Raw genomic sequence first — 23,437 nt, forward strand, 5'->3', positions numbered from 1 at the left:
TTCTTGTTACCGCCAATGTAAAACTGACCCACTAATGCCAATCGAAAAGTGACCCACCTGAGCCAGCATGGCGGCCGACTGAATAGACAGGCGGCCGTAGATGATTACTCAGGAGACATTCGTGGACATTCATGTTTTACATAAACAGGGCTTTGGCATACGGGCCATCGCTCGCAAACTGGGCCTCTCCAAAAACACCGTCAGGCGCTATCTGCGTCAGCCCATCGTTATGCCCAGCTATTCACCCAGGGCCAAGCGTCCCACCAAGCTGGAGCCTTTCAAGCCCTATCTGCTCCAGCGAATCGACGCCGCCAAGCCGCACTGGATACCGGCGGCGGTATTGTTCCGCGAGATCAAGGCGCAGGGCTACGGCGGCGGTGTCACGCTGGTGAGAGCCTACGTCAGCCAGCAGAAGCCAAAGTCGACCGAGGCCGTAACACGATTTGAAACCGCTCCCGGCGTGCAGCTCCAAGTCGATTTCACCACCATCCGGCGCGGTCGCCATGCGCTCAAAGCGTTTGTCGCCACGCTGGGCTACAGTCGCGCCAGCTTTGTTCGCTTCACCGAATCCGAGAGGCAGGAAGACTGGCTGGAGGGCATATCGCTGGCGTTGAGTTTCTTCGGCGGTGTAGCCCGGGAAATCCTCTTCGATAACGCTAAGTGCATCATGATCCAGCGGGACGCTTACGGCGACGGCCAGCACAAGTGGAACCCCCTGTTGCTGAATCAGGCCAAGCACTATGGCTACAAGCCCAAGGCGTGCCAGCCGTACCGCGCCAAAACCAAAGGTAAAGTGGAGCGGTTTAATCGGTACCTGAAAGAAAGTTTTATCACGCCCCTGGCAGCTTCTCTACGTCAAGCCGGACTGGAATTAACCGCCGATTTAGCCAATGCCCATATAGGCCCCTGGCTCGCGGAAGTGGCACATCAGCGCGAACATGGCACCACCAAAGTGAAACCCGCCGTGCGCCTGGAAGAGGAGCGCCAAGCTTTTATGCCACTGCCCGCAACGTCGCCCTCTGCACCGCCAATCCAACCGAAAGGCCCCGATCTGTCCGTCATTCCGTTTGAAAGCCTTCAGCATTCGCTGACCATTTATGATCAGTTGTTGGAGGCTCACGCATGAACCTCCAATACGAGCGCATTCGACTCGCCTGCGAGGATTTGAAGCTCAGCGCCATCGCCACCGAATGGTCGGCCATTGCCGATAACGCTGTGGCCAAAGACCAGAGCCTGGCGGATTTTCTGGAAGCTTTGTTGAAAATCGAAATCTCCGCCCGAACCGGCAGGACTCAATCGGCCCTGCTGAAATTCGCCGGCTTGCCGGCCGTCAAACGATTTGAAGACTACGATTTCAACTTCGCCACCGGCGCCCCAAAAAAGCAGTTGCAGGGTTTTCTCAACCTCAGCTTTATCGAGCGCAAGGAAAACATCGTCTTCCTCGGCCCCAGCGGCGTCGGTAAAAGTCATCTGGCCATCAGTCTAGGTTATCAGGCGACGCTCAACGGCTTTAAGATCCGCTTTATCACCGCTGCGGATTTGATGCTGCAGCTATCAGCAGCTAAAGCTCAAGGCCGCTTGGAAACCTATCTCAAGCGTGTGGTGTTGGCGCCGAGCCTGCTGATCATCGACGAAATCGGCTACCTGCCATTTGGTCGCGAAGAGGCCAATCTCTTTTTCAACGTCATCGCCAAACGCTACGAGAAAGGCAGCGTCATCGTCACCAGCAATCTGCCATTCTCACAATGGTCCAAAGCCTTCGCCGACGACACCACTCTCACCGCCGCTTTGCTCGACCGGCTGCTGCATCACTCCCACATCACTCAAATCACAGGAGAAAGCTATCGACTTAAAGACAAAAAAGCCGCCGGCATAACCCCGCCGGCGATCAAGGTTCGTTAACCGGGTGGGTCAGTTTTACTTTGGCGTTTTAGCACCTAAAGTGGGTCAGTTTTCGAGTGGCGTTGACATTTAAGATAGTAGAGCAGGATTCTGTATATGATATTCGGGAGTAAATTATGCCATTGGATTCAATCGTTGAAGGATTTTTTGGTGGACTTTGGCGAGCTGTTTTGTGGGTGGTGGTGGAGATCGTTTTTGAATTACTGATCAAAGGATTGGGATATACAATATGCCGGCCGTTTGGCAAGGTAGATATTGACAATGGTCGCTGTGCCCTTGTAGGGATTTTGGCCTGGGTCATTCTTATTTGGGCGCTGCTTTATTTTTTGATTTAGAAGCTGAACATTAATGGGCTGATCAATGCTGCCACTGCCTGTTATCCGAACTGTTTGCCTCGGAGATAGGTAGATATTTGCCACACATCAATCATCTATCGCACATCTATCGTAAAAGGACCATTCAAGACAGGTTCCTCTCATCAAACATCCCCCAGAGTGCCTCTACAGGCACTAGAAGTTGACGTCCCAGCCTTAAAAGCCCCGGTCGACGAGCGTCTGGTGAGTCATGGTAACAGCTTACCCCTTGACCTCCCCACTCGTGTCTTGAATCCAGGTGACTAGAGTAGTCGAGGTCGGTTTCTTTTATGTCCAGAGCATGGGAAGTTCGGTGTTCTGGTGTGAACGAAGGAAATTTTTATTTAGCTTGCTATATTTATGTTAGTTGGATATCTGTCAGATTCATTGGGTGGTGAAATTTCAGCCAATAAGATATGAGGAAAATATCTAGGGAAGCTCTGATTAAGTTCAAATTTTTTCACTCATATTTTTTGAATAATTCTCAATTTCATTCATGGCGGAAAAGGCATGATTTTTCCCGTTTTTCCTACTTGTTTTGCCTTAAATCTGGCCAATTGCCAGATTTAAGGCGCACTGACCCTAGGTCAGCAAGAATTTCTTGCAGGTAAGCAGGTTTGCAAAACCCGCTAAAACATAAAGCCGGTTGGTATTTTTGGCGAGTCCCCGGTAACGCACTTTGGCATAGCCAAACTGCTGTTTGATCTTTAAAAATACGTGCTCTACTTTCGCTCGCACTTGGGCCTTGGCTTTTTCTGCCCGTGCGGCAATTCCTCTTAATGTTTTGCGAACACCGGGACGCTGACTAATTAGCCAATCCACTTCCACATCTTTTAGATCGGGTCTTTTTTCTGCGCCGCGATATCCCGCGTCGCCCCAAACGGTACCCTCTTCGCCGTGCAGCAGTTCCGACAATTGCGTTATATCGTGCTCATTGGCAGACGTGGTAGTTAGCGTATGAACAACACCCAAAGTATCATCCACGCCAATATGCATTTTCATCCCAAAATGCCATTCGTTGCCTTTCTTGGTTTGATGCATTTCGGGATCACGCTCACCATTTTCATTTTTGGTCGAGGTGGGCGCTTCGATAATAGTGGCATCAACAATACTACCTTCTTTCAGTATTAATCCCTGTTTGTCGAGATGGCGGTTCACTTCTTTAAAAAGGGCTTCGCCTAAATTGTAGCGCTCTAACAAATGGCGGAATTTCAAAATAGTGGTTTCGTCCGGTATGGAACCGCTCAAGCTCAAGCCTGCGAATCTGCGCATGGATTCGATCTCGTACAGTGAATCCTCCATAGCTGGGTCGCTGAGATTGTAAAACAGCTGCATGCAGTGAACTCGCAGCATGACATTTAACGGGTAGGGATGGCGCCCTTGGCCATTTTTGGGGTAATGCCGCTGGATCTTGCGCTCCAATTGCTTCCAGGGAATCAGCGTATCCATTTGTTCGAGAAACTTTTCCCGCCGGGTTTTGCGCTTCTTTGCGTTATATTCGGCTTCGGCAAAAGTGAGCTGATTCATAATCGATTACCCTAAGAGTTGAGCTGTGCTAATTATGCCAAATTTTTGGACTTAACCAGAGGCTCCCTAGTTATGCCATTAAGAGTGTTAATAATCTTTATTGTTTCCCTTCTACTTGCGGCGTGTCAGAGCTATCCGATGTTGGGATCTGTAGGGGCAGCACCAGTTGGAGTAGAGCCACATATAAACGATGAGGACGGTGATTCTGTGCCAGATGTATATGATCAATGCCCCGGAACCAAGGTTGGTGCGCCTGTTAATAAATTTGGGTGTGAGATTGAGGATATTTCCTCAATGCCTAGTTTTCATTGGCCGCCGCCTCAGCCCAGTGCTTATTACCGACTTTCTGGGATAACGGGGGCTACATTTGGCGAAGTATCTAATATGCTCCAAGACAAGTTGTTGGATGCAGGATATTCACAGTTTTCTTTCTACTCTGTCCCGACTGGTATAGCAATGGTCACGGAATTTGAAAGAATTAGAAAAAACGGCGTTCCGTATCCTGTGCCTCACAGGTGGAGCGATCCTGACAAGAGGTTGAAGCTTGAAGAGTGGAGTCTTCAGGCTTACCTCAATGCGCTATTAACATCAAATCCAGGATATTACCGCTCGATGGTTTTTTTGATAACTCATGAAGCCCATGCTTTTAAACTAGGTGATCCACCAAAAGATGAGAACGCAGTGAGAAGTTTCAAGCTGGATGGCGCAGTCAATCTTCCTGTATTGATTCAAGACGCACTTTTTACAAAAAATCATAAAGTAACAGTATTGGTTTATGAAATGAAAAAAGTCGAAGGTCACGAAGCCATGCTAACCAAGTTGGGCTTAACAGTGAAAGATCATTTCAAAGCGAGCAAGATAGACATTGGCGGTAACCATGACTAATTTATATCGTGTAAGAGTTAGAACCACATTAATATGGCTTTCTCTATCCGCTCTGCTGTTTATTATTTTAATTATAAAGACCGTGAATGACCCCGATTCTGCCAAAAGCCTATGGTCTTGGTATTCGGCCCTGGTTGTCCCAGGTGGGGGATTGATTATTGGGTTGTGGGTGGCTGTTGCCGATAAAGGCGTGAATAAGCAGGAAATTCCAGCATTTTCTGGAGCGCTAACATTAGGATTCACGGCAGTATATTTCCTTTGTGCGTTGACTACTGTTTTGGTTGAACCATTTGTCTCATCGACCGAAGAAGAGTGGTTAAAAGCTTCGCAAATTTGGATGGTGATTATTCAAGCTCCTACACTTGCGCTAGTAGGAAAAATTTTTGCCCAAGGGTGACTGGCGGAATTGAGACTAAAGTGGAGAAAGCGGTACGTGGGTTTTGTGATCAAGATAAATTTGATTTTAACCCTCGTATTTTTAACGCAGGCTTGCTCGTCCATTACAAATGAAACTGTAAAGAACAAGCCTGTATGGCGCTTTGGGATTGTCAGAGTAGATGTTACAGGAGACGACCGAGGAGCGAAAATAAACGAAATAACAACAGTAGGTTTATGGGTTGGTGAGACTGGTTCTGGCGTTGGCTTCAGTAAATCGAAAATGATATCTCTCGACGATTCATGCCGACTGGTCATAATAGTGAAAAATAGCGATCAATTGGAGAATCTAATGGATTTCCTCGGGAAAAGCGAAATTTTGAATGGTAACCAACTGTGCACAGCAATCGAATAAAAAACATTTTTTTGTTAATGGCGTTTATTTTTATTTCACAGGGTTGTGTTTTGCATGGAGAAAAAAATCCCCACAACGATGTCCTTGTATTCGGTACAAGCACGAAGTTTGCGCTGGATGTATCGGCGCCTATTCAGAACGGTGGGATCCCGGAGTTTACCCTCGGATATAAGCGATTAGAAGCAGTTTGGATGCCCCTTAAACCTAATGGATCAGTAGATGCTGCGCCGAGTGATGGAGTGTCAAAATTAATTAAGGATATTCAGGAATGCGACAATGGTTTGAAGGCAACCATAACGGATCAGGCCAAAAGGGCCAGCTTTTGTTTAACTGCGGCTCTTCCCGCAGGTAAATATGTATCTTTGTCTTCAGGTATAGAGGAAACAAAAGGGGGGAGGGAACTGGAAATAGATACCTACTCTGTTTTCGCTAGTTTGGGAGCCAAAGGAACTTTAGGATTTAATTCCGGTTCCGGAAATCTGGCCCAGTTTTTCGCAACAGGGGTGGCTGCCCAGCGATTAGGTTCCAATCACGCTATCGGCATGGCACTTAATGCGTCGGCGCCAGAGGCCGAAATAGAATCGGTGAAATTGGAGAAAACTAAGCTAGAGTTGCAAATCGAAAAAGAAAAAGAGAACGCAGCAGCTTATAACGATGCCATTGGAAATGGGAAATTAGTGGCGAAATCTATTCTTGGAAAAAAAGACGATCCTGTAGATTCCGCTAAGCGGAAAGCTCTTGCAGGAAAGATTGGGATTCCGGCATGTAATGATGCTTTTTTGGCGACACTTGATCAAACTTCAGTACAAATATTTATCGAGGATTTGAATAATAAAAGGTTTCAATGTTTGGCAAAAATCGGCAGAGAAATAGATCAATAGGTAGATTGTATGGCTAGAATTGAACTTTATGATAACGCAGATGAGGCTAAGGGTGCGCGGGACCATTATAACCATAATTTAAACCGGAGAGCTGTTGTTGCTAAGGTTCCTGATGATCCGGTGGATGACTTTGGTGGTGGTCCGAGAGAAGAAGTGTTTCAAGCGGACATTACGTCGTCTCGTTGGATGTTGATTGTTGAGGACTAAATCTAAACCATCTTTAGGGCTGCATGTTCCACCACTCCAGGTTTATACCCTGGAGCGGGTTTAAATGCAGTTTTAAGTAAGCTTTATCCTTCCCGGAAATGCGGCGAGACAACGCTGATCCCCGTTTTTGCAAAAACTCCCTTAAAGCCGATAAATAACCCGTACTTACAGCGCTTTCACTGCCTGCCCTAAAAACTTCTTCAATCTGTGCAAATTTTCTATTCAGTTCTTCGGTCCGTATTTGCAAATTTCTTCATCACTCGGGCGTGCACAGCGAGTGTGCTGCCTACCAGCAGCCACAGTGCGATGGAAGTGATTGTCAAACACAATGGGTAATCCCATCCGCCGCCTGTGCGGGTGTGAACCTAACCGTTATCAATATGGACCAGTGTTGCTCCCACCATAATCGGAACCTGGGCAAGGGCAATATGGCGAGCGAGCGTAATTGTCCAGCACCAACGCTATACAACCAATGAATTCTGCGAAAAATACCGGGTAGGCCAACCATCCTGCCAAGCCAGGCATTAGCGGCCGAATAAATACGGTTCTTCGCATTTGGCGAAGAATGTGGTGCTGAAGTGATTTCCATGGATTCTAATAAGTCGCGTGTGAGCGGTTTATATGATCTGATGCTTTTGATTTTTCGATGGATCCGGACTGCCTATTGGATCTAGAGATATACCTGGTTTTATAAAGAAGTCAGGATGTGTTTCTGATGGGAAGCTTGCTGATGCTGAAGATTTGAGCACACTTTGAGTTGCAATCAGCTCTGTAGCCATAAGTTGATCAGTGGGTAACACCACCGAATCCTAAGCCTGTTGGGCCCAGATTGTTGCGGTGGGGCGCAGCTGGGCGCTCCAATAATGGGGATAATTTTTATGTGGTGGAATAAACTCGTTTTTATATTAGCGACAGCCATTATTTCTGGCTGTTCAACGACTTCAAATCACTCAAACAGCATCTGCCCCGAGCGCCCAAATACCTATGTAAAAGCCATAGGTGTATATGATGGGCCTATAGCCGATCTGGCGCTATTGCTGCCGGATGAAGCAAGTGAAACGGATGGATTCTGGAATTTGGCCTATGTATATGATGCGGGCCGGACGGTGAATGTTCGTTGCCAGTATTCAGACAAAACGAATCTGGACATACATCTGGAACAGCCGGTAGATCAATGTCGCTTTCAGATCGTAAATGAGACTTCCACAATTTTTCGTTGCCGTTAATTTTGGGGGCGGTGGCATTGGTGTTGATGTTGTCGCCCCAAAAAATCCACCATTCTCCTTCTTATTTCTCTTTTGTAATGTGGCTCTTCTGACTTTGCCAACAAAGGCTAGTCGACTAAGCTAATAACTTTTAGCGGCCTTTACTTTGGGTAACACAATGGTTCCTGCACAGACTCGATCTGGCCCCAGCTGGGAAAAGTTGCTCAACCCCAATCGCCTTGGAAGGCGCAGCCCCAAGAGTGAGCTGGGGCGGTCGCCTTTTAATTCCGATCACGACAAGATCATTTTCTCCGGCGCGTTCCGCCGTTTGGCGCAGAAAACCCAAGTCCATCCCCACGCGAAAAACGATCATATCCATAACCGCTTGACCCACAGTCTGGAAGTCGCCTGCGTCGGTCGCAGTCTGGGGGTTAACGTGGGGTATCTGCTGATGGAGCAGGGGAGTTTGCCGGATGGGGTTTCGCCGACGGATATTGGCGATATTGTTCAAGCGGCCTGCTTGGCGCACGACATTGGCAACCCGCCGTTTGGGCATACAGGGGAGGAGGCAATCCGCTACTGGTTTCAGAACGACGGGGCGAAGTACCTGGAAGGGCTCGATCCTGCGCAGCGCGCCGACCTTATGCAATTTGAGGGCAACGCACAGGGATTACGCGTGCTGACCACGGCGGAATACTATCCCCACGAAGGCGGTATGCGTCTGACCTATGCGACCCTGGCTTCGTTTATCAAATACCCCTGGACATCAGTAAGCCCTGCGGAAAATCAGCGTCCCAAGAAAAATAAATACGGCGTTTTTCAAAGTGAACTGAGCCTTTTTAACGAAATTGCCGAAGAAGTAGGGCTGACCAAACGGGCAGAAGGCGCCTGGTATGATCGGCATCCGCTGGTTTATCTGATGGAGGCGGCGGACGACTTTTGCTACGGCCTGATCGATCTGGAAGATGGCTTGCAAATGGGAATATTAAATTGGGAGCAAATTTATTCGATCCTCGAACCCATTCTCGAATTGAAGGACCGCACAGGTTTTGAAAAATATCTTGGCGACGCGCCCGATGGCAGACGCCCGTCCATTATCCGCGGGAAAATTATCGAAAAATGTGTGGAATCAGCTGCCTCTGCCTTTCGCAAATACGAAAAGGAAATTCTCAACGGCGAGCATGTGGATTTGATCTCGCTGTGCGATCCGGAAATTAAAACCTATGTAGCGCAAGCCAAAGAATTGGCCAGAAGAGAAATATTCAACCACCGGCGCAAAATCGAACTGGAATTGGGTGCGTATAATTGCATCGCCTCATTGCTCAATTCTCTGTGCGATTCCGTATACGAAATCGTCAACAAAAATAACCAGTCCATCAGCTTCAGAGCGCAAAGGGTAGCGGCGCTGCTTGGCGAGAAAAATTTATATTCCAATAATCCGAGCGCTAGTGAAGCGGACAAAAAATACTTCGCCCTGATGAAAGTGATCGACTTTGTCAGCGGCATGACGGATCGGTATGCGTCCTATCTTGCGAAGCAGTTGAGTGGGACGGCGACCTAACCGCCGCTGTTCTACACTGATTAAGTGAGTTGTTACTTATCAGGTGGGATATGCGAACCCAAGGTGTAATAAAAAATTGGAATAACGACCGCGGGTTCGGCTTTTGAACTCTCGTGCTGAAGCGGAGTTTTTTATTCGTAACTGCCCCAATACCAAAATGGACAGTGATAGGGATAGGATTCCCTGTGAGAACGATTCGCGGTTTTAAAAGGCTTGATCTACAGCACATAGGAAGATAACGAAGCGGCAAGGCTTAATGACACCATTTAATGCATAAGTGTATCCTTGCTCGACTGGCGCACCACACCAAATTGAAGGGAAATAATACCATGCCCGATCAGAACACCTCACCGCTAAAAATCCATGCAACTCTGGTCGAGAAAATCAACTTTGCCTGTCATCAAAGCGCGTTAGCCATTTTGCCCGAGCTGAAAATTGAAAATCTAAGCGACACGGATTTTCAAGATTTGTCGGTTACTTTGGAATCCTCTCCTGCGTTTATCAAACCCAAAATATGGCGGGTGGATAAACTTGCGGCTGGCGGTTTATTAAATATTAGTGATCGGGATCTGCTCCTTGATGGCGGCTTTTTGTTTGCTTTGACGGAGTCTATGAGTGGCACTGTGACGATTCGTGTGCTCGGAGCTGGTGAGGTGTTGGGTGAGCAGGTGCTGCAGGTCGAACTGCTGGCATGCAATGAATGGGGCGGCGCAGGTTATATGCCGGAGCTTTTGGCGGCGTTTTGTATGCCGAATGACCCGGCGGTAGATCGTTTGTTGAATCAGGCGAGCCAGATTCTACGCAAAGCCGGTAAACCCGATTCCATGAATGGCTACACGTCAAATTCGCGCGAGCGGGTGTGGATGATGGCATCGGCTATTTATTCGGCCATCGTCAAAATGCAGGTGAGTTACGCACTGCCACCTGCCAGTTTTGAGAAAAACGGGCAAAAAATACGGCTGCCGGGAAAAATTGAATCCAACAAGGTGGCGACGTGTTTGGACACAACATTATTGTTTGCCGCCGCATTTGAACAGGCCGGATTGAATCCTTTGGTGCTGGTTACCAAGGATCACGCTTTGGTGGGACTGTGGTTGGAGCCGGAAGATCTCGCCAGTGTGGTGATGAGTGAGGCGGAAGTGCTGCGGCAGCGTATACCGCTTAAAGAATTGATTTTGATCGAAACCACCTTTGTAGCTCAGCACCCGGCGCCGCCGTTTTCTCAAGCGGTGAAGGTTGGCGAGCAGGTTATCTCTCGCGACAGAGAGCACGAATTTGTCGCTGCCATTGATATTCGCCGCGCACGAGCGCATCGCATTAATCCCATCAGTCTTAAAGTTCAGTCCGACCAGACGGCTATCGCAGGGGAATCCTTTGCGTACGAGCCTGTCCTGGAAAGCGCTCCTGATCTTCCAACATCTGTTGTTGTAGAAGAAGTGGACAACACGCCAAGTGGACGGCTGGACCGCTGGCAGCGGAAATTGCTGGATTTGTCTGCGCGCAATCCTTTGCTGAATCATAAATCGGGTAAAACCAGCCTTACCTTTGTCAGCACAGATCCTGGTTTGCTGGAAGACATGCTGGCATCTGGTGCGCGCATTTCCATTGCACCTTTCCCTAAATTGCAGGGTTTGGAACAGGATGAGCAACTTTATCGTCAACGCACCGGGCAGGCTTTAAAAGCCGAATATGCGCGCGATGCCCTAACCAAAAAACAATTGTTGGTGGAATTAAATTCCGAGGAGTTGGATAAGCGGGCAGTCGAAATTTATCGTAAAGCGCAGACCTCTTTAAAAGAGAGCGGCTCCAATACCTTATTTTTGGCGATTGGATTTTTGCTGTGGAAACAAAATACCAAAGAGGAACGTCGCTATCGCGCGCCACTGATTTTATTGCCGGTTTCCCTAGAGCGAAAATCCGTGCGCAGTGGTATTCAAGTCACGGCGAGCGATGATGAGCCCATGTTCAACACTACCCTGGTTGAAATGCTCAAGCGGGATTTCGCCATCGAACTGACCGGCCTGAATAGCGTATTACCGCAAGACCAGAGTGGTATTGATGTCGCAGGCATATGGAACCGGGTGCGGCACGCAATTAAAAGCGTACCGGGATTTGAAGTTGTCGAGGATGTGGTGCTCGGTCACTTTTCCTTCGCCAAATATTTAATGTGGAAGGATCTGGTTGATCGTTCGGAGGATTTAAAGCGCAATCCGGTGGTAAAACATCTGCTGGAAACGCCGCGAGAGCCTTATGAAAGCGATATTCGTTTTGTGGAACCAGCGGATATCGATAAACAATATTCTCCATCCGATTTGTTAACGCCATTGCCTGCTGACTCGTCCCAGATGGCTGCCATAGCCACGGCGGATCGCGGTAAGGATTTTGTGATTATAGGTCCGCCCGGTACAGGTAAGAGCCAAACCATCAGTAATCTGATTGCCCATATGCTGGGCAAAGGGAAAAAAGTTCTTTTTGTGTCGGAAAAAACCGCAGCCTTGGAGGTTGTACATCGCCGCTTAAAAGATATTGGTTTGGGCCACTTCTGTTTGGAATTGCATTCCAATAAAGCGAAAAAAGCCGATGTATTGGAGCAGTTGCGCACATCCTGGGCGACTTCATCCAAGCTTGATGCCTCCAGTTGGGAAAAAGAAGCTGCGCGTTTGAAAGCCTTGCGCGATCGTTTGAATCGGGTTGTCGATGCACTGCATACCCCTCGCCGCAACGGTTTGACGCCTCACTATGCGATAGGCATTAAAGTGAGGGATGCGGATCTTGCCGCAAAGATAAAACTCTTCTGGCCGAATGCCGATTATCACGACACGCAACAATTGCAGAGATTGCGGGAAGTTGCCCAATGGTTGGAGGTTCAGTCCAAGGCTGTCGGCAATCTCAAAAATCATTCCCTGCGCATTATTGCCAATCATGATTGGCGACCTCAATGGCAAGAAGAGGTCGTCAACAGCGCCCGTCAATTGCAGGTGCAGGCAAAACATATGGAGCGTGCATTTCCCTCTTTATGGAATGCTCTGGGTTTAAGCCTAGGCAATGTTCCACTGCATAAATTTGACGCGGTGGCTGAATTGGGTCAGGTGTTGCTGGATTCTTATCGCAAGCAGTCCGCATTCGCGCTGGAACCGGGTGCAACCGAACGTGTGGACGCTCTGGAAGAGGCGATTAACTATCTCAAAAAATATATCCAAGCCCAGGCCAAATTAAGCTGTCAGTACGCGCCTTTGGCGTGGCAAAAACTGGATGCAGATGTATTGGGCGAGCGTTGGCGCGAGGCGAACAATACTTGGTGGCCCAAAAGCTTTTTTACCAAACGCGCTGTTATTAAAGAGCTGAAGCAGGGCGGTGCCTTAGGCAACCCTGATCCCAATAACGATATTGAAGTATTGAAACTACTGCGCGATGCCGGTCGCAATATTGATCGTTTGGATCGAGCTCTAAAAGGTCTGCGTGATTGGAATTCCTACGATTCCAATCCTGAAGCGATTACAGCACTGAAATCACTTGCCATTCGTTTGCGCACTGCCGTTGGCAAACTGGCTGACGATATGGAATCCATGACGGCCATGCGTGGCAAAATTCGCGCTTTGCTTTACGACGCCAATGATCTGCTAGCGCCAGAAGCTGCCGTAGGGCGCGTGGTAACGGATTTCCTTGCATCGCTGGACGCTTTCAATTCTGCCAAACAAAAATTCGAGGAATTGATCGGCAATACATTGGTTGCTCATTTGGAGAATCATTCTGCTGGCCTGGCAGAAATTGATGTGCTTTGCAGCGGCATTATCGAAAATCAAACCGCATTAAAAGAGTGGTGTGGCTGGGTGCGCAGACGTTCCGAAGCGCTGGATTGTCAGCTTGCCCCCTTGGTTGAAGCAATTGAAAACGGCAGTGTGACTCCGGATGAAGTGACAGAGGTTTTTGAAGCCGCCTATTGCGCATGGTGGTCTGCTGCCGTGATCGGCGAAGACGAAGTGTTGCGAACATTTTCCTCGCCGGAGCACGAGGCGGATATCAAAGCCTTCCGTAAATTGGATACCGAATTTTGCCAGCTCACCGCGCGTTATATTGCAGCAAAACTCTCCGGTCAGATTCCCAATGCGGACGATATCAAGCGCAGTTCGTCCTGGGGAATTTTGCGTCATGAATTGCAAAAGAAAACGCGGCACAAGCCGGTGCGGGAGTTGATGGAAGAAATTCCGGATGTGATTACTTCTCTATCGCCCTGTTTAATGATGTCACCCTTATCAGTCGCGCAATTTCTATCGGCCAGTCAGACTTTGTTCGACGTCATTATTTTTGACGAAGCTTCGCAAATTACCGTGTGGGACGCGGTGGGGGCTTTGGCGCGTGGACAGCAAGTGATTGTCGCGGGCGATCCCAAACAAATGCCGCCGACCAATTTCTTCGCCCGCTCTGAGGATGATCCGGATGGCGAGGTGGATTATGAGGGCGATCTGGAAAGTATTCTGGATGAATTGATTGGCTCCAGCATTCCGCAGCGAGTTTTGAATCTGCACTACAGATCCAGACGTGAAAGTTTGATTGCGTTTTCCAATAGCCGTTATTACGACAGCTCGCTGGTGACTTTTCCAGCGCCTGTGCATCCGGATAAAGGTGTGTCTCTGGTCAAATGCGAAGGTTTTTATGCGCGCGGCAAAGGCCGACACAATTTGGGCGAAGCCAAAAGCATAGTGGCGGAAATTGTTAGACGACTAACCTCTCCAGATCAGGCAGTTCGCTCCCGCTCTATCGGCGTTGTCACATTTAAGGAAGCTCTGATTAAGTTCAAATTTTTTCACTCATATTTTTTGAATAATTCTCAATTTCATTCATGGCGGAAAAGGCATGATTTTTCCCGTTTTTCCTACTTGTTTTGCCTTAAATCTGGCCAATTGCCAGATTTAAGGCGCACTGACCCTAGGTCAGCAAGAATTTCTTGCAGGTAAGCAGGTTTGCAAAACCCGCTAAAACATAAAGCCGGTTGGTATTTTTGGCGAGTCCCCGGTAACGCACTTTGGCATAGCCAAACTGCTGTTTGATCTTTAAAAATACGTGCTCTACTTTCGCTCGCACTTGGGCCTTGGCTTTTTCTGCCCGTGCGGCAATTCCTCTTAATGTTTTGCGAACACCGGGACGCTGACTAATTAGCCAATCCACTTCCACATCTTTTAGCTCGGGTCTTTTTTCTGCGCCGCGATATCCCGCGTCGCCCCAAACGGTACCCTCTTCGCCGTGCAGCAGTTCCGACAATTGCGTTATATCGTGCTCATTGGCAGACGTGGTAGTTAGCGTATGAACAACACCCAAAGTATCATCCACGCCAACATGCATTTTCATCCCAAAATGCCATTCGTTGCCTTTCTTGGTTTGATGCATTTCGGGATCACGCTCACCATTTTCATTTTTGGTCGAGGTGGGCGCTTCGATAATAGTGGCATCAACAATACTACCTTCTTTCAGTATTAATCCCTGTTTGTCGAGATGGCGGTTCACTTCTTTAAAAAGGGCTTCGCCTAAATTGTAGCGCTCTAACAAATGGCGGAATTTCAAAATAGTGGTTTCGTCCGGTATGGAACCGCTCAAGCTCAAGCCTGCGAATCTGCGCATGGATTCGATCTCGTACAGTGAATCCTCCATAGCTGGGTCGCTGAGATTGTAAAACAGCTGCATGCAGTGAACTCGCAGCATGACATTTAACGGGTAGGGATGGCGCCCTTGGCCATTTTTGGGGTAATGCCGCTGGATCTTGCGCTCCAATTGCTTCCAGGGAATCAGCGTATCCATTTGTTCGAGAAACTTTTCCCGCCGGGTTTTGCGCTTCTTTGCGTTATATTCGGCTTCGGCAAAAGTGAGCTGATTCATAATCGATTACCCTAAGAGTTGAGCTGTGCTAATTATGCCAAATTTTTGGACTTAACCAGAGGCTCCTTAATTCAGAACAGCAGACATTAATCGAAGACTTATTGGATAAAGCGCGCTCGGATGATCCATCCATAGAATGGGCTTTTTCCGAAGAAAGTACTCTGGAACCGGTTTTTGTCAAAAATCTGGAAACGGTCCAAGGTGATGAGCGCGATGTGATTTTATTTAGCATTACCTTTGGCCCGGACGAAGCCGGTCATATGACCATGAATTTTGGTCCTCTCAATCGTACCGGTGGCGAGCGGCGATTAAACGTGGCTCTGACGCGCGCAAGACACGAGATGATGGTGTTTTCCACAATGCCATCGGACCGCATAGATTTATCTCGCACACAAGCGCGCGCGGTTGCCGATTTAAAACATTTCCTCGAATACGCCGAGCGCGGCCCCGTTGCTTTGGCCGCTGCCGTGCGCGGTTCCATGGGGGATTTTGAATCACCTTTCGAAACTGCCGTTGCGCGCGCCTTGCAGGAAAAAGGTTGGACCGTACATCCGCAAATCGGTGTATCCGCCTATCGTATTGATTTGGGCATAGTACATCCGGATAAACCTGGATTGTATTTGGCCGGTATTGAATGCGACGGCGCCATGTACCACAGCTCTGCATACGCCAGAGAGCGCGACAAAATTCGCCAATCCGTATTGGAAGGCTTGGGGTGGACGTTATTTAGAGTCTGGTCCACCGATTGGTGGACCAATCGCGCGAAAGCGTCAGAAACTATTGATGCGGCATTAAAACGCCGTTTGGAACAAACGAAATAAAATTGATCGTCGGCAGACGCTTGGTGATTAGCTTGGTTTCTGCTGGCGCAAAACAATTATTCGTTATTGTTGGCCGATAATAGCTGTTCCGCCCGCGCCAATGCGGTATCCAAGCTTGATTTAAGCCGTTTAATCTCTTCGGCATACTTTTCACGTACTTCGGCATCCGCACGACGTTCAGCTTCGCGTTGTGCAATGTCCAACTTTGCTGATTGAAAGCATTGTGCGTCCTGTGTGGCGATTTGGATTTCTTTTTCAACTAGAGCTGCGCGATCAAGTTCACCTTTTTGAAATTGCCGTCGCAATGAAACGCTCGGTTCACCCGGGTAAGTAAAAGTCAGGCCCTTTTCCGCCATGCAATTTTGCCAATCCTGAAGCGCCTTTTGATAATCCGCGTCCTCAACAACAATATTGTCAATTTTTTTTCGAATCTGCGTTTCCAGAACTTCCGCTTTCATCTGCTCTATATCGTTCCCATAAACCGAGCGCTGCGCGTCTGACAGGCAAGACTCTGTGTCCCAGACGACAGTGCCAAAGCCGGGCACTTCGACATTAACCCAAGAGCCTTCTTGTGGAACGGCGCTAAGATCAGGCTTTTTTCCTCCAAACGCTTCATCCCACGCAACTTGTGTTGCTTCATCGAGTTGGGCAAGCAAATCCTCATTTGCATCGGGTGGCAGAGGTAGTCCTTCACTGTCCAAGCCCGCGGAAATTCCGTAGCCTATTTCGCTTGCCGCTTTTATATCGCCAGAGCTTATGGCTTCACCCCAGGGGTCAAGCTCTTCGTTAGCAAAATAGCGGTTAGGAATATATTCAAATCCTCTTTCATTCATACAGCGCGAAATAGCAATTTCCTCCGCATCATGCAGCATGCGAGACTGTTCATCGTTGGGAATAAGTTCTTGCAAGGGGGCCTCGAATTCTTGTTCTTCATCGAGTTCTGCTTTGCTTATTTCGGGCGTTTTCATCGAAATCAGTATTTCAGTCGCAATCTCTGGGTATTGAGCTGCTTGGGCTTCTGCTATTTGAGCAACTTTCTCCGTATTTAGATCCGAAGCGGAAAGTAATCGATAAGAGATAAAGATTAAAGATATTCCGGCAAAGCTGTATCCGAGCCGTCTTAAAATTTTGCGTCGCTGCAGCATCCACAGTCTCATTACTTAAATGACTAAAGTGATTTAAATATAGATAAAATAGTCCCGCCTAAGGCGGGACTTGGAAAGAGTTATTGTTTGGGGCATTTTTCCACTTTTGTTGCGTCAGTCCATTTGTTAGATGAGACGACGTCTTTCCATTCGTGAAGCACATGCACTGTGCTAACCGGAATGACTGGTCCCCAAGTGTAAAGGGTATGTTTTTTCTTCAGCAGAAATACGTCCTCTTTTTTTTGCCCGTAGTTTTGATTGTAGCCTGTATACAAGCAATTATTCTGACTTCTTCCGTTGTTATAGAACGAATCTGCCTTGTTATCCCATTTAAAATCGCCCCAGTCATCATTGTTGTATTGGACGCTCCCCGATTTTCCTGTTTCTCTATCACTAAAACAGGTGTAGCCAGCACTACAAGCAGATGCAGTTGGGGCGCCAATAAAAGCTGAGAAAAAAGTAGCAGAAAATAGAACCTTTAAAGAATTTTTCATTTTTGTTTCCCTCCATTTGGGTGGAGGCGATTCTAAGGAAGCTCTGATTAAGTTCAAATTTTTTCACTCATATTTTTTGAATAATTCTCAATTTCATTCATGGCGGAAAAGGCATGATTTTTCCCGTTTTTCCTACTTGTTTTGCCTTAAATCTGGCCAATTGCCAGATTTAAGGCGCACTGACCCTAGGTCAGCAAGAATTTCTTGCAGGTAAGCAGGTTTGCAAAACCCGCTAAAACATAAAGCCGGTTGGTATTTTTGGCGAGTCCCCGGTAACGCACTTTGGCATAGCCAAACTGCTGTTTGATCTTTAAAAATACGTGCTCTACTTTCGCTCGCACTTGGGCCTTGGCTTTTTCTGCCCGTGCGGCAATTCCTCTTAATGTTTTGCGAACACCGGGACGCTGACTAATTAGCCAATCCACTTCCACATCTTTTAGCTCGGGTCTTTTTTCTGCGCCGCGATATCCCGCGTCGCCCCAAACGGTACCCTCTTCGCCGTGCAGCAGTTCCGACAATTGCGTTATATCGTGCTCATTGGCAGACGTGGTAGTTAGCGTATGAACAACACCCAAAGTATCATCCACGCCAACATGCATTTTCATCCCAAAATGCCATTCGTTGCCTTTCTTGGTTTGATGCATTTCGGGATCACGCTCACCATTTTCATTTTTGGTCGAGGTGGGCGCTTCGATAATAGTGGCATCAACAATACTACCTTCTTTCAGTATTAATCCCTGTTTGTCGAGATGGCGGTTCACTTCTTTAAAAAGGGCTTCGCCTAAATTGTAGCGCTCTAACAAATGGCGGAATTTCAAAATAGTGGTTTCGTCCGGTATGGAACCGCTCAAGCTCAAGCCTGCGAATCTGCGCATGGATTCGATCTCGTACAGTGAATCCTCCATAGCTGGGTCGCTGAGATTGTAAAACAGCTGCATGCAGTGAACTCGCAGCATGACATTTAACGGGTAGGGATGGCGCCCTTGGCCATTTTTGGGGTAATGCCGCTGGATCTTGCGCTCCAATTGCTTCCAGGGAATCAGCGTATCCATTTGTTCGAGAAACTTTTCCCGCCGGGTTTTGCGCTTCTTTGCGTTATATTCGGCTTCGGCAAAAGTGAGCTGATTCATAATCGATTACCCTAAGAGTTGAGCTGTGCTAATTATGCCAAATTTTTGGACTTAACCAGAGGCTCCTTAGATTGGGTGCAGCACTGCCGGAATCATTCACGAGATCCGCCAATGCAAAATATTATGTGCCGCACAATGATACCAGTTTGCAGCTTCTGCGATTTTCGATTCGTTATCTGGATGGTCAGGACTGGATATCCGATATTCGGACTACTACTTCTTCAGTGCCTCCTTTTGAGCGCTCTATCTATATCACCGTTAATAATGCAATGAAGGATCTGCCCGGATTATATAGAGCTGATATAACGGCAACTTCCGCTGTGGGCGGTCAGGATACTTTTCGAGTTGTCCGCGATCTTTACACCGGTTTTGATGACCACTTTGTCGAATTTATATTAGGTGGGGAGTCGGATGAGAGAGTGACCAGCCGCATTGTTGGAGTAAATGTTTTGAACTCTCAGCCATTTCAATGGTGGGCGGAGAAAGATGGTGATTGGTTCGATATAGACACTAAAATCACAGACATTGTTATCAGTGTTGGCTATGAAGCCATAGTCAATATGCAGAATGGTGAGGCCGCTAGAGGTTCTATCACTCTCAAAAGTGATCATCCGGAAATCGCTGATTACACTTTCCCTGTTACAGCGCAAAAAAGATTTACCGAAATTCAATTTTTTGAACCTGCAGAAGTGGTTGCTGGGCAGCCTTTTATTTTGACGGTGAGAGGAAAGTTTCTGCCAGACCCTGGCACTACTGCGTGGATTGCTTTCTCTGACGGTTCCTTTGGAACGCTTTCATACAATAATGAGTTAGCGACTTACCAAATTACTCATGATGGAATAAGTCTTCCGGGAGAATATAAATTTCATGCCCCATCCTCTCTGGAGTGGAAGGCGGACAATGATGGATTCCCTGGATTGCGTTTTGTTCCGGATTCGAGCTTGAGAGTCGTCGATGAAAGTCAGGCAAAATCCGCAGAAAAATTGCAGTGGCGTATCCAGCCCATTAAGTGAATTTCCAGCCTCGTTGTATGGAATCCGGCGAAAAATCGTCGGATTCCTTACTTCAATCATCCGTAACCAATCTTGTTTTATTTTTGATCGCCGTTTGAGCAAAAAATGGCGATTGCCTCTTCTGTTCAGTACCTCGCACATAGGCATGTAAAGGGAGCATAGAGGCGCACGCCTTTTTATGGCAGAATCCCGCCCCACTTTTATTTACAATCTTAGGGATAACACCGTGTTAGAAACGACGCTTACCACTCTTAATGGTCTTCCTCCATTTCTTGCCTATTTTGCGGTTGCAGTAGCGCTTTTTGTCGCTTTTTCGTTCATCTATTCATGGGTGACGCCGCATCACGAGTTCGAGCTGATTCGCGCCAACAACGTCTCCGCTGCGCTGGCGTTCGGTGGGGCACTGATCGGTTTTGCGCTTCCGCTTTCCAGCGCGATTAGTCACTCACTGTCCATTTTGGATTGCGCCATTTGGGGTGCGGTGGCATTGGTCGTGCAGGTTTTAACGTTTGTGGTGTTGCGTGTGTTGGTCCGGCAATTGCCGGAACGCATCACCAAGGGAGAAGTTGCAGCAGGCGCGCTGTCTGCTGCTGTGGCCATAGCGGTAGGACACATCAATGCCGCTTGTATGACCTATTAATTGGGAGATAGCAGATTATGAAACGCAGTAAAAAAGCCGCACTGGTACTTATGGCTCCTGCCGCTTCACTGTTGGTTGCAGGATGCAGCACAAATAAAGATCCGGCATTGGTATACGGGTCCTTGCAGGAGTGCATCAGTTCCGGCATCAACAGCGAAGAACAATGCCGTTTGGATTATGCGAAGGCGGAGCGACTACATCCAACTGTAGCGCCCAAATATGTCAGCCGCGCAGAGTGCGAAGCGGATTTTGGCCCGGGCAAATGCGAAGAAGCGCCGAAAGCCGGTGAGGGCGGTAGTCACAGCAGCGGCTTTTTTATGCCGATGATGATGGGCTTTTTGGCCGGTCAAATGATGAACGGCTTGAAAGGCGGTGGTGCGCAGCAGGCGAGTGGATTGGCTCCCAATGCGAATACCAACCATGTGCCACAACCCTTGTATAAAACGCGCAATGAGGATGAATACCGCACGGCGAGCAACCAGTCCGTGGGCGCCAGCAGCTACTATACCGGGGCCAAGAATATATCCCCCTCCAAGGTGGCGCCCCAACAAGGCACAGTAGTAAGACGTGGCGGATTTGGTCAGGCCAGTAAAGTCTACTCTAGCGGTGGCTAATTAATATGAGACGGATTTGTTGTCCCGAGCGCGCCCATTGGCGCGCTTTTGCTGAAGAAGTCGGATTTGGCTTTCACACCATCGATGATGAGCCTTACTGGGATGAAAGTGCGTATTACCAGTTTCGCATGCAGCAAATCGAAAATGATTTGGAAGCTCCCACCGAAGAACTCCATGAGATGGTTCTGGATATGGTGGGAGATATCACGCGCAGCGAGGAAATGCTCACCCAATTAAATATCCCGCGCGACTACTGGAGTTACGTTTGGAATTCCTGGAATAACCGCGATCCCCACCTATATGGCCGCATGGATTTTGCCTACCACGGCGTTGGTCCGGCCAAATTGCTCGAATTAAATTACGACACACCTACCTCGCTGTTTGAAACAGGTTTTTTCCAGTGGGTGTGGCTGGAAGAGCAAATGCAAGCGGGGGTTTTGCCTGCCGGTGCGGATCAATTCAATTCTCTGCAGGATAAATTGGAGCAGGCATTTCGGGAATTGTATTTGCCCAATCCCTTCCATTTTGCCAGCGTGAGAAATAGCGCAGAAGATAAAGGAACTGTCCATTATTTAATGGACTTGGCAACCCAAGCTGGTATCGATGCGCGTTATTTGGCAATAGAGGATATTGGCGAAATCGACGGGCAATTGGTGGATTTGGACAATACTCCGATTGCGGGTTTGTTCAAGTTGTATCCGTGGGAATTTTTGCTGCAGGAAGAATTTGCCGGTGTGTTGTACACCAGCGCCACCAAAATTATCGAACCCGGCTGGAAAATGCTGTTGTCCAATAAAGGCATTTTGCCGTTGTTGTGGCAGCGTTATCCCAACCATCCCAATTTATTGCCCGCGTTTTTCGAAGATGCCGCCAATGCACCTTTAACCTCAGGCTGGGTGCGCAAACCGCTGTTTTCCCGCGAAGGCGCCAATATTCAATTGGTCGATAATGAAGGTCAGCGTTTGGCTGTTGATGGTCCCTACGGCCAAGGCCGATTTATTCGCCAGGAATTTTGTCCATTGCCAAAATTCTACGACGAAAATCGCAACCAAGAGGTGTACACGCTGATCGGCAGTTGGGTTGTTGGTGATTATGCCGCGGGAATTGGTATTCGTGAGGATTCCTCATTAATTACCAAAGATACCTCACGCTTTGTGCCGCATATTATTTTGGATTGACGCAGCGCCAGGCGTGCACACAGAAATCGCAATGTGAGTTGGGCTGTTTAGAGTGGAGAGAGCGATGAGTACATATATAGAGCGGCTTTACGGTACGACTAATCCAACTCACGCGGTGATCTGGCTGCACGGGCTTGGGGCAAGTGCGGATGATTTTGTTCCGGTGATTCCTTATTTAGGTTTGAACGAGAAACTCGCGATTCGTTTTATCTTCCCCCAGGCACCGGATCGCCCGATTACCATCAACGGCGGTTATATCATGCCCGGTTGGTACGACATCAAAGGCATGGATATTACCGACAAAGAAGATCTCCCCGGCATGACGCAATCGCGCAATGCCTTGGAAGCTTTGATAGCCGAACAAATAGCAAAGGGAATTCCCAGCCAAAATATCCTGCTCGCAGGTTTTTCCCAGGGTGGGGCGGTTGCTTATTACACCGGCATTCGCAGCCCACATAAGTTGGCTGGAATATTGGCCTTATCGACCTATTTGCCATTTTTAAGCTTAGCCAAACAAGAACACTCCGGCATAAACAAAAATTCTCCCATACTCGCCATGCACGGCAAATACGATACTGTTGTGCCTTTGTCATATGGAAAAATGAGTGCGGATGGTCTGTCAGCTTTAGGCTATAACGTCGATTGGCGTGAGTACGATATGGAGCATGAGGTAGTGCAGGAGCAGCTTTTGGATATTGGAAACTGGATTAATAATCTTTTTTGAGTATCGATAAATAAAAAGGCCGCTGCGCGGCCTTTTGCGAAAGGCATAAATGTCCGGGTTATTCGGACGCAACGAGTTGAATATGTCTTTCGCCGTCAATTTCTACTAATTCAAACTCGGTATTGCCTGGGATATACAGCGGAGTGCCAGCGGCAGCCTGCCCACAGATGTCATCCTCGCAATAAACCTTCTTTGTGTAACCCGCTAGAGAAAACCAGTTTTCGCCGTCTGCCACCCGATACATTATAAGTCCGCCCCCGCTGGAACCGACGCCATTTTTATATCGCGTTCCCACTGGGTCTTCGACTTCATTATCCACGCTGATAAGAGATATTTCGTAATCGCAACCGTCCGCCACAAAAGGAGGCGTTTTTCTTTTGGATGCGGTGATCTGACGGGTGGTGCCCCAAATGATATCAAGCTGCGGACCTCCACATCCGCTGCCAGTCCTTATAACGTAGTCATTGGTATCTTCGATATTTTCGCAGAAATAGGA

At 48.0% G+C, this 23,437-nt stretch carries 23 protein-coding genes; 17 read left to right on the forward strand and 6 right to left on the reverse strand.

From position 1 onward, the window contains the following. Positions 1–100: 100 nt before the first annotated feature. From istA to DWB84_RS03370, 3 genes are all read left to right on the forward strand, one after another. Positions 101–1,126: an IS21 family transposase gene (istA, locus tag DWB84_RS03360; protein WP_187408324.1), complete on the forward strand. Its 1,026-nt coding sequence runs from the start codon at positions 101–103 to the stop codon at positions 1,124–1,126. Beyond that, positions 1,123–1,902 (forward strand): IS21-like element helper ATPase IstB, encoded by a 780-nt coding sequence (istB, locus tag DWB84_RS03365; RefSeq protein WP_187408323.1) that lies wholly within the window; start codon positions 1,123–1,125, stop codon positions 1,900–1,902. Before istA ends, istB begins: the two co-directional genes overlap by 4 nt. Before the next feature lie 116 nt (positions 1,903–2,018). Beyond that, the gene (locus DWB84_RS03370) at positions 2,019–2,237 is read left to right on the forward strand and encodes a hypothetical protein (protein WP_187408326.1); all 219 of its coding nucleotides are present in this window, start codon (positions 2,019–2,021) and stop codon (positions 2,235–2,237) included. 600 nt (positions 2,238–2,837) lie between these two features. Here DWB84_RS03370 and DWB84_RS03375 read toward each other — a convergent pair. Beyond that, on the reverse strand, positions 2,838–3,782 hold the full coding sequence (locus tag DWB84_RS03375; protein ID WP_187408327.1) for an IS5 family transposase: 945 nt from the start codon (positions 3,780–3,782) through the stop codon (positions 2,838–2,840). A 72-nt stretch (positions 3,783–3,854) separates the two neighbouring features. On the opposite strand from DWB84_RS03375, the gene DWB84_RS03380 reads away from it, so the two are divergent. The 8 genes from DWB84_RS03380 to DWB84_RS03420 all read left to right on the forward strand — a co-directional run bounded on the left by DWB84_RS03380 (position 3,855) and on the right by DWB84_RS03420 (position 14,266). Further along, on the forward strand, positions 3,855–4,667 hold the full coding sequence (locus DWB84_RS03380) for a hypothetical protein (protein WP_187408328.1): 813 nt from the start codon (positions 3,855–3,857) through the stop codon (positions 4,665–4,667). Continuing rightward, positions 4,660–5,064 carry a hypothetical protein gene (locus DWB84_RS03385; RefSeq protein ID WP_187408329.1) on the forward strand — a complete coding sequence of 135 codons (405 nt, stop codon included), beginning with the start codon at positions 4,660–4,662 and terminating at the stop codon, positions 5,062–5,064. Before DWB84_RS03380 ends, DWB84_RS03385 begins: the two co-directional genes overlap by 8 nt. 36 nt (positions 5,065–5,100) lie before the next feature. Next, positions 5,101–5,457: a hypothetical protein gene (locus DWB84_RS03390; RefSeq protein WP_187408330.1), complete on the forward strand. Its 357-nt coding sequence runs from the start codon at positions 5,101–5,103 to the stop codon at positions 5,455–5,457. After that, on the forward strand, positions 5,439–6,338 hold the full coding sequence (locus DWB84_RS03395; RefSeq protein ID WP_187408331.1) for a hypothetical protein: 900 nt from the start codon (positions 5,439–5,441) through the stop codon (positions 6,336–6,338). The genes DWB84_RS03390 and DWB84_RS03395 overlap by 19 nt, the downstream gene beginning before the upstream one ends. Positions 6,339–6,347: 9 nt before the next feature. After that, positions 6,348–6,545 (forward strand): hypothetical protein, encoded by a 198-nt coding sequence (locus DWB84_RS03400; protein WP_187408332.1) that lies wholly within the window; start codon positions 6,348–6,350, stop codon positions 6,543–6,545. Between the two features lie 878 nt (positions 6,546–7,423). Then, positions 7,424–7,771: an STY0301 family protein gene (locus DWB84_RS03405; protein WP_187408333.1), complete on the forward strand. Its 348-nt coding sequence runs from the start codon at positions 7,424–7,426 to the stop codon at positions 7,769–7,771. Positions 7,772–7,928: 157 nt separating this feature from the next. Beyond that, positions 7,929–9,311, forward strand: a complete 1,383-nt coding sequence (locus DWB84_RS03410; RefSeq protein ID WP_187408334.1) for a deoxyguanosinetriphosphate triphosphohydrolase — start codon at positions 7,929–7,931, stop codon at positions 9,309–9,311. A gap of 329 nt (positions 9,312–9,640) precedes the next feature. Further along, positions 9,641–14,266, forward strand: a complete 4,626-nt coding sequence (locus DWB84_RS03420; protein ID WP_187408336.1) for a DUF4011 domain-containing protein — start codon at positions 9,641–9,643, stop codon at positions 14,264–14,266. On the opposite strand, the gene DWB84_RS03425 is transcribed toward DWB84_RS03420, so the two are convergent. Next, positions 14,238–15,182, reverse strand: coding sequence for an IS5 family transposase (locus DWB84_RS03425; protein ID WP_187408337.1), 945 nt, complete (start codon positions 15,180–15,182; stop codon positions 14,238–14,240). The two genes, DWB84_RS03420 and DWB84_RS03425, sit on opposite strands and share 29 nt — an antisense overlap. Before the next feature lie 41 nt (positions 15,183–15,223). On the opposite strand from DWB84_RS03425, the gene DWB84_RS19330 reads away from it, so the two are divergent. Then, positions 15,224–16,003 carry an AAA domain-containing protein gene (locus tag DWB84_RS19330; RefSeq protein ID WP_370589678.1) on the forward strand — a complete coding sequence of 260 codons (780 nt, stop codon included), beginning with the start codon at positions 15,224–15,226 and terminating at the stop codon, positions 16,001–16,003. Positions 16,004–16,059: 56 nt separating this feature from the next. On the opposite strand, the gene DWB84_RS03435 is transcribed toward DWB84_RS19330, so the two are convergent. The 3 genes from DWB84_RS03435 to DWB84_RS03445 all read right to left on the reverse strand — a co-directional run bounded on the left by DWB84_RS03435 (position 16,060) and on the right by DWB84_RS03445 (position 18,772). Then, entirely contained in the window at positions 16,060–17,148 is a 1,089-nt protein-coding gene (locus tag DWB84_RS03435) for a hypothetical protein (RefSeq protein ID WP_187408338.1), read from the reverse strand. Between the two features lie 80 nt (positions 17,149–17,228). Beyond that, positions 17,229–17,642 (reverse strand): peptidase inhibitor family I36 protein, encoded by a 414-nt coding sequence (locus DWB84_RS03440; RefSeq protein WP_187408339.1) that lies wholly within the window; start codon positions 17,640–17,642, stop codon positions 17,229–17,231. Between the two features lie 185 nt (positions 17,643–17,827). Continuing rightward, positions 17,828–18,772, reverse strand: a complete 945-nt coding sequence (locus tag DWB84_RS03445) for an IS5 family transposase (RefSeq protein WP_187408337.1) — start codon at positions 18,770–18,772, stop codon at positions 17,828–17,830. Positions 18,773–18,843: 71 nt separating this feature from the next. Between DWB84_RS03445 and DWB84_RS03450 the strand changes: the two genes are divergently transcribed. The 5 genes from DWB84_RS03450 (at position 18,844) to DWB84_RS03470 (ending at position 22,941) form a co-directional block, all read left to right on the forward strand. Continuing rightward, complete coding sequence (locus tag DWB84_RS03450) at positions 18,844–19,785, forward strand: hypothetical protein (RefSeq protein WP_187408340.1); 942 nt, start codon at positions 18,844–18,846, stop codon at positions 19,783–19,785. Positions 19,786–20,011: 226 nt separating this feature from the next. Beyond that, on the forward strand, positions 20,012–20,425 hold the full coding sequence (locus tag DWB84_RS03455; protein ID WP_187408341.1) for a DUF350 domain-containing protein: 414 nt from the start codon (positions 20,012–20,014) through the stop codon (positions 20,423–20,425). Between the two features lie 17 nt (positions 20,426–20,442). Further along, positions 20,443–21,039, forward strand: coding sequence for a DUF1190 domain-containing protein (locus DWB84_RS03460; RefSeq protein WP_187408342.1), 597 nt, complete (start codon positions 20,443–20,445; stop codon positions 21,037–21,039). 5 nt (positions 21,040–21,044) lie between these two features. Further along, positions 21,045–22,217: a glutathionylspermidine synthase family protein gene (locus tag DWB84_RS03465; RefSeq protein WP_187408343.1), complete on the forward strand. Its 1,173-nt coding sequence runs from the start codon at positions 21,045–21,047 to the stop codon at positions 22,215–22,217. A 64-nt stretch (positions 22,218–22,281) separates the two neighbouring features. After that, complete coding sequence (locus DWB84_RS03470) at positions 22,282–22,941, forward strand: alpha/beta hydrolase (protein ID WP_187408344.1); 660 nt, start codon at positions 22,282–22,284, stop codon at positions 22,939–22,941. A 58-nt stretch (positions 22,942–22,999) separates the two neighbouring features. Here DWB84_RS03470 and DWB84_RS03475 read toward each other — a convergent pair whose 3' ends face one another. Then, positions 23,000–23,299 carry a hypothetical protein gene (locus DWB84_RS03475; RefSeq protein ID WP_187408345.1) on the reverse strand — a complete coding sequence of 100 codons (300 nt, stop codon included), beginning with the start codon at positions 23,297–23,299 and terminating at the stop codon, positions 23,000–23,002. Positions 23,300–23,437: the final 138 nt, after the last annotated feature.

The sequence above is a fragment of the Saccharophagus sp. K07 genome, assembly GCF_014336955.1.
Lineage (GTDB): Bacteria > Pseudomonadota > Gammaproteobacteria > Pseudomonadales > Cellvibrionaceae > UBA5868.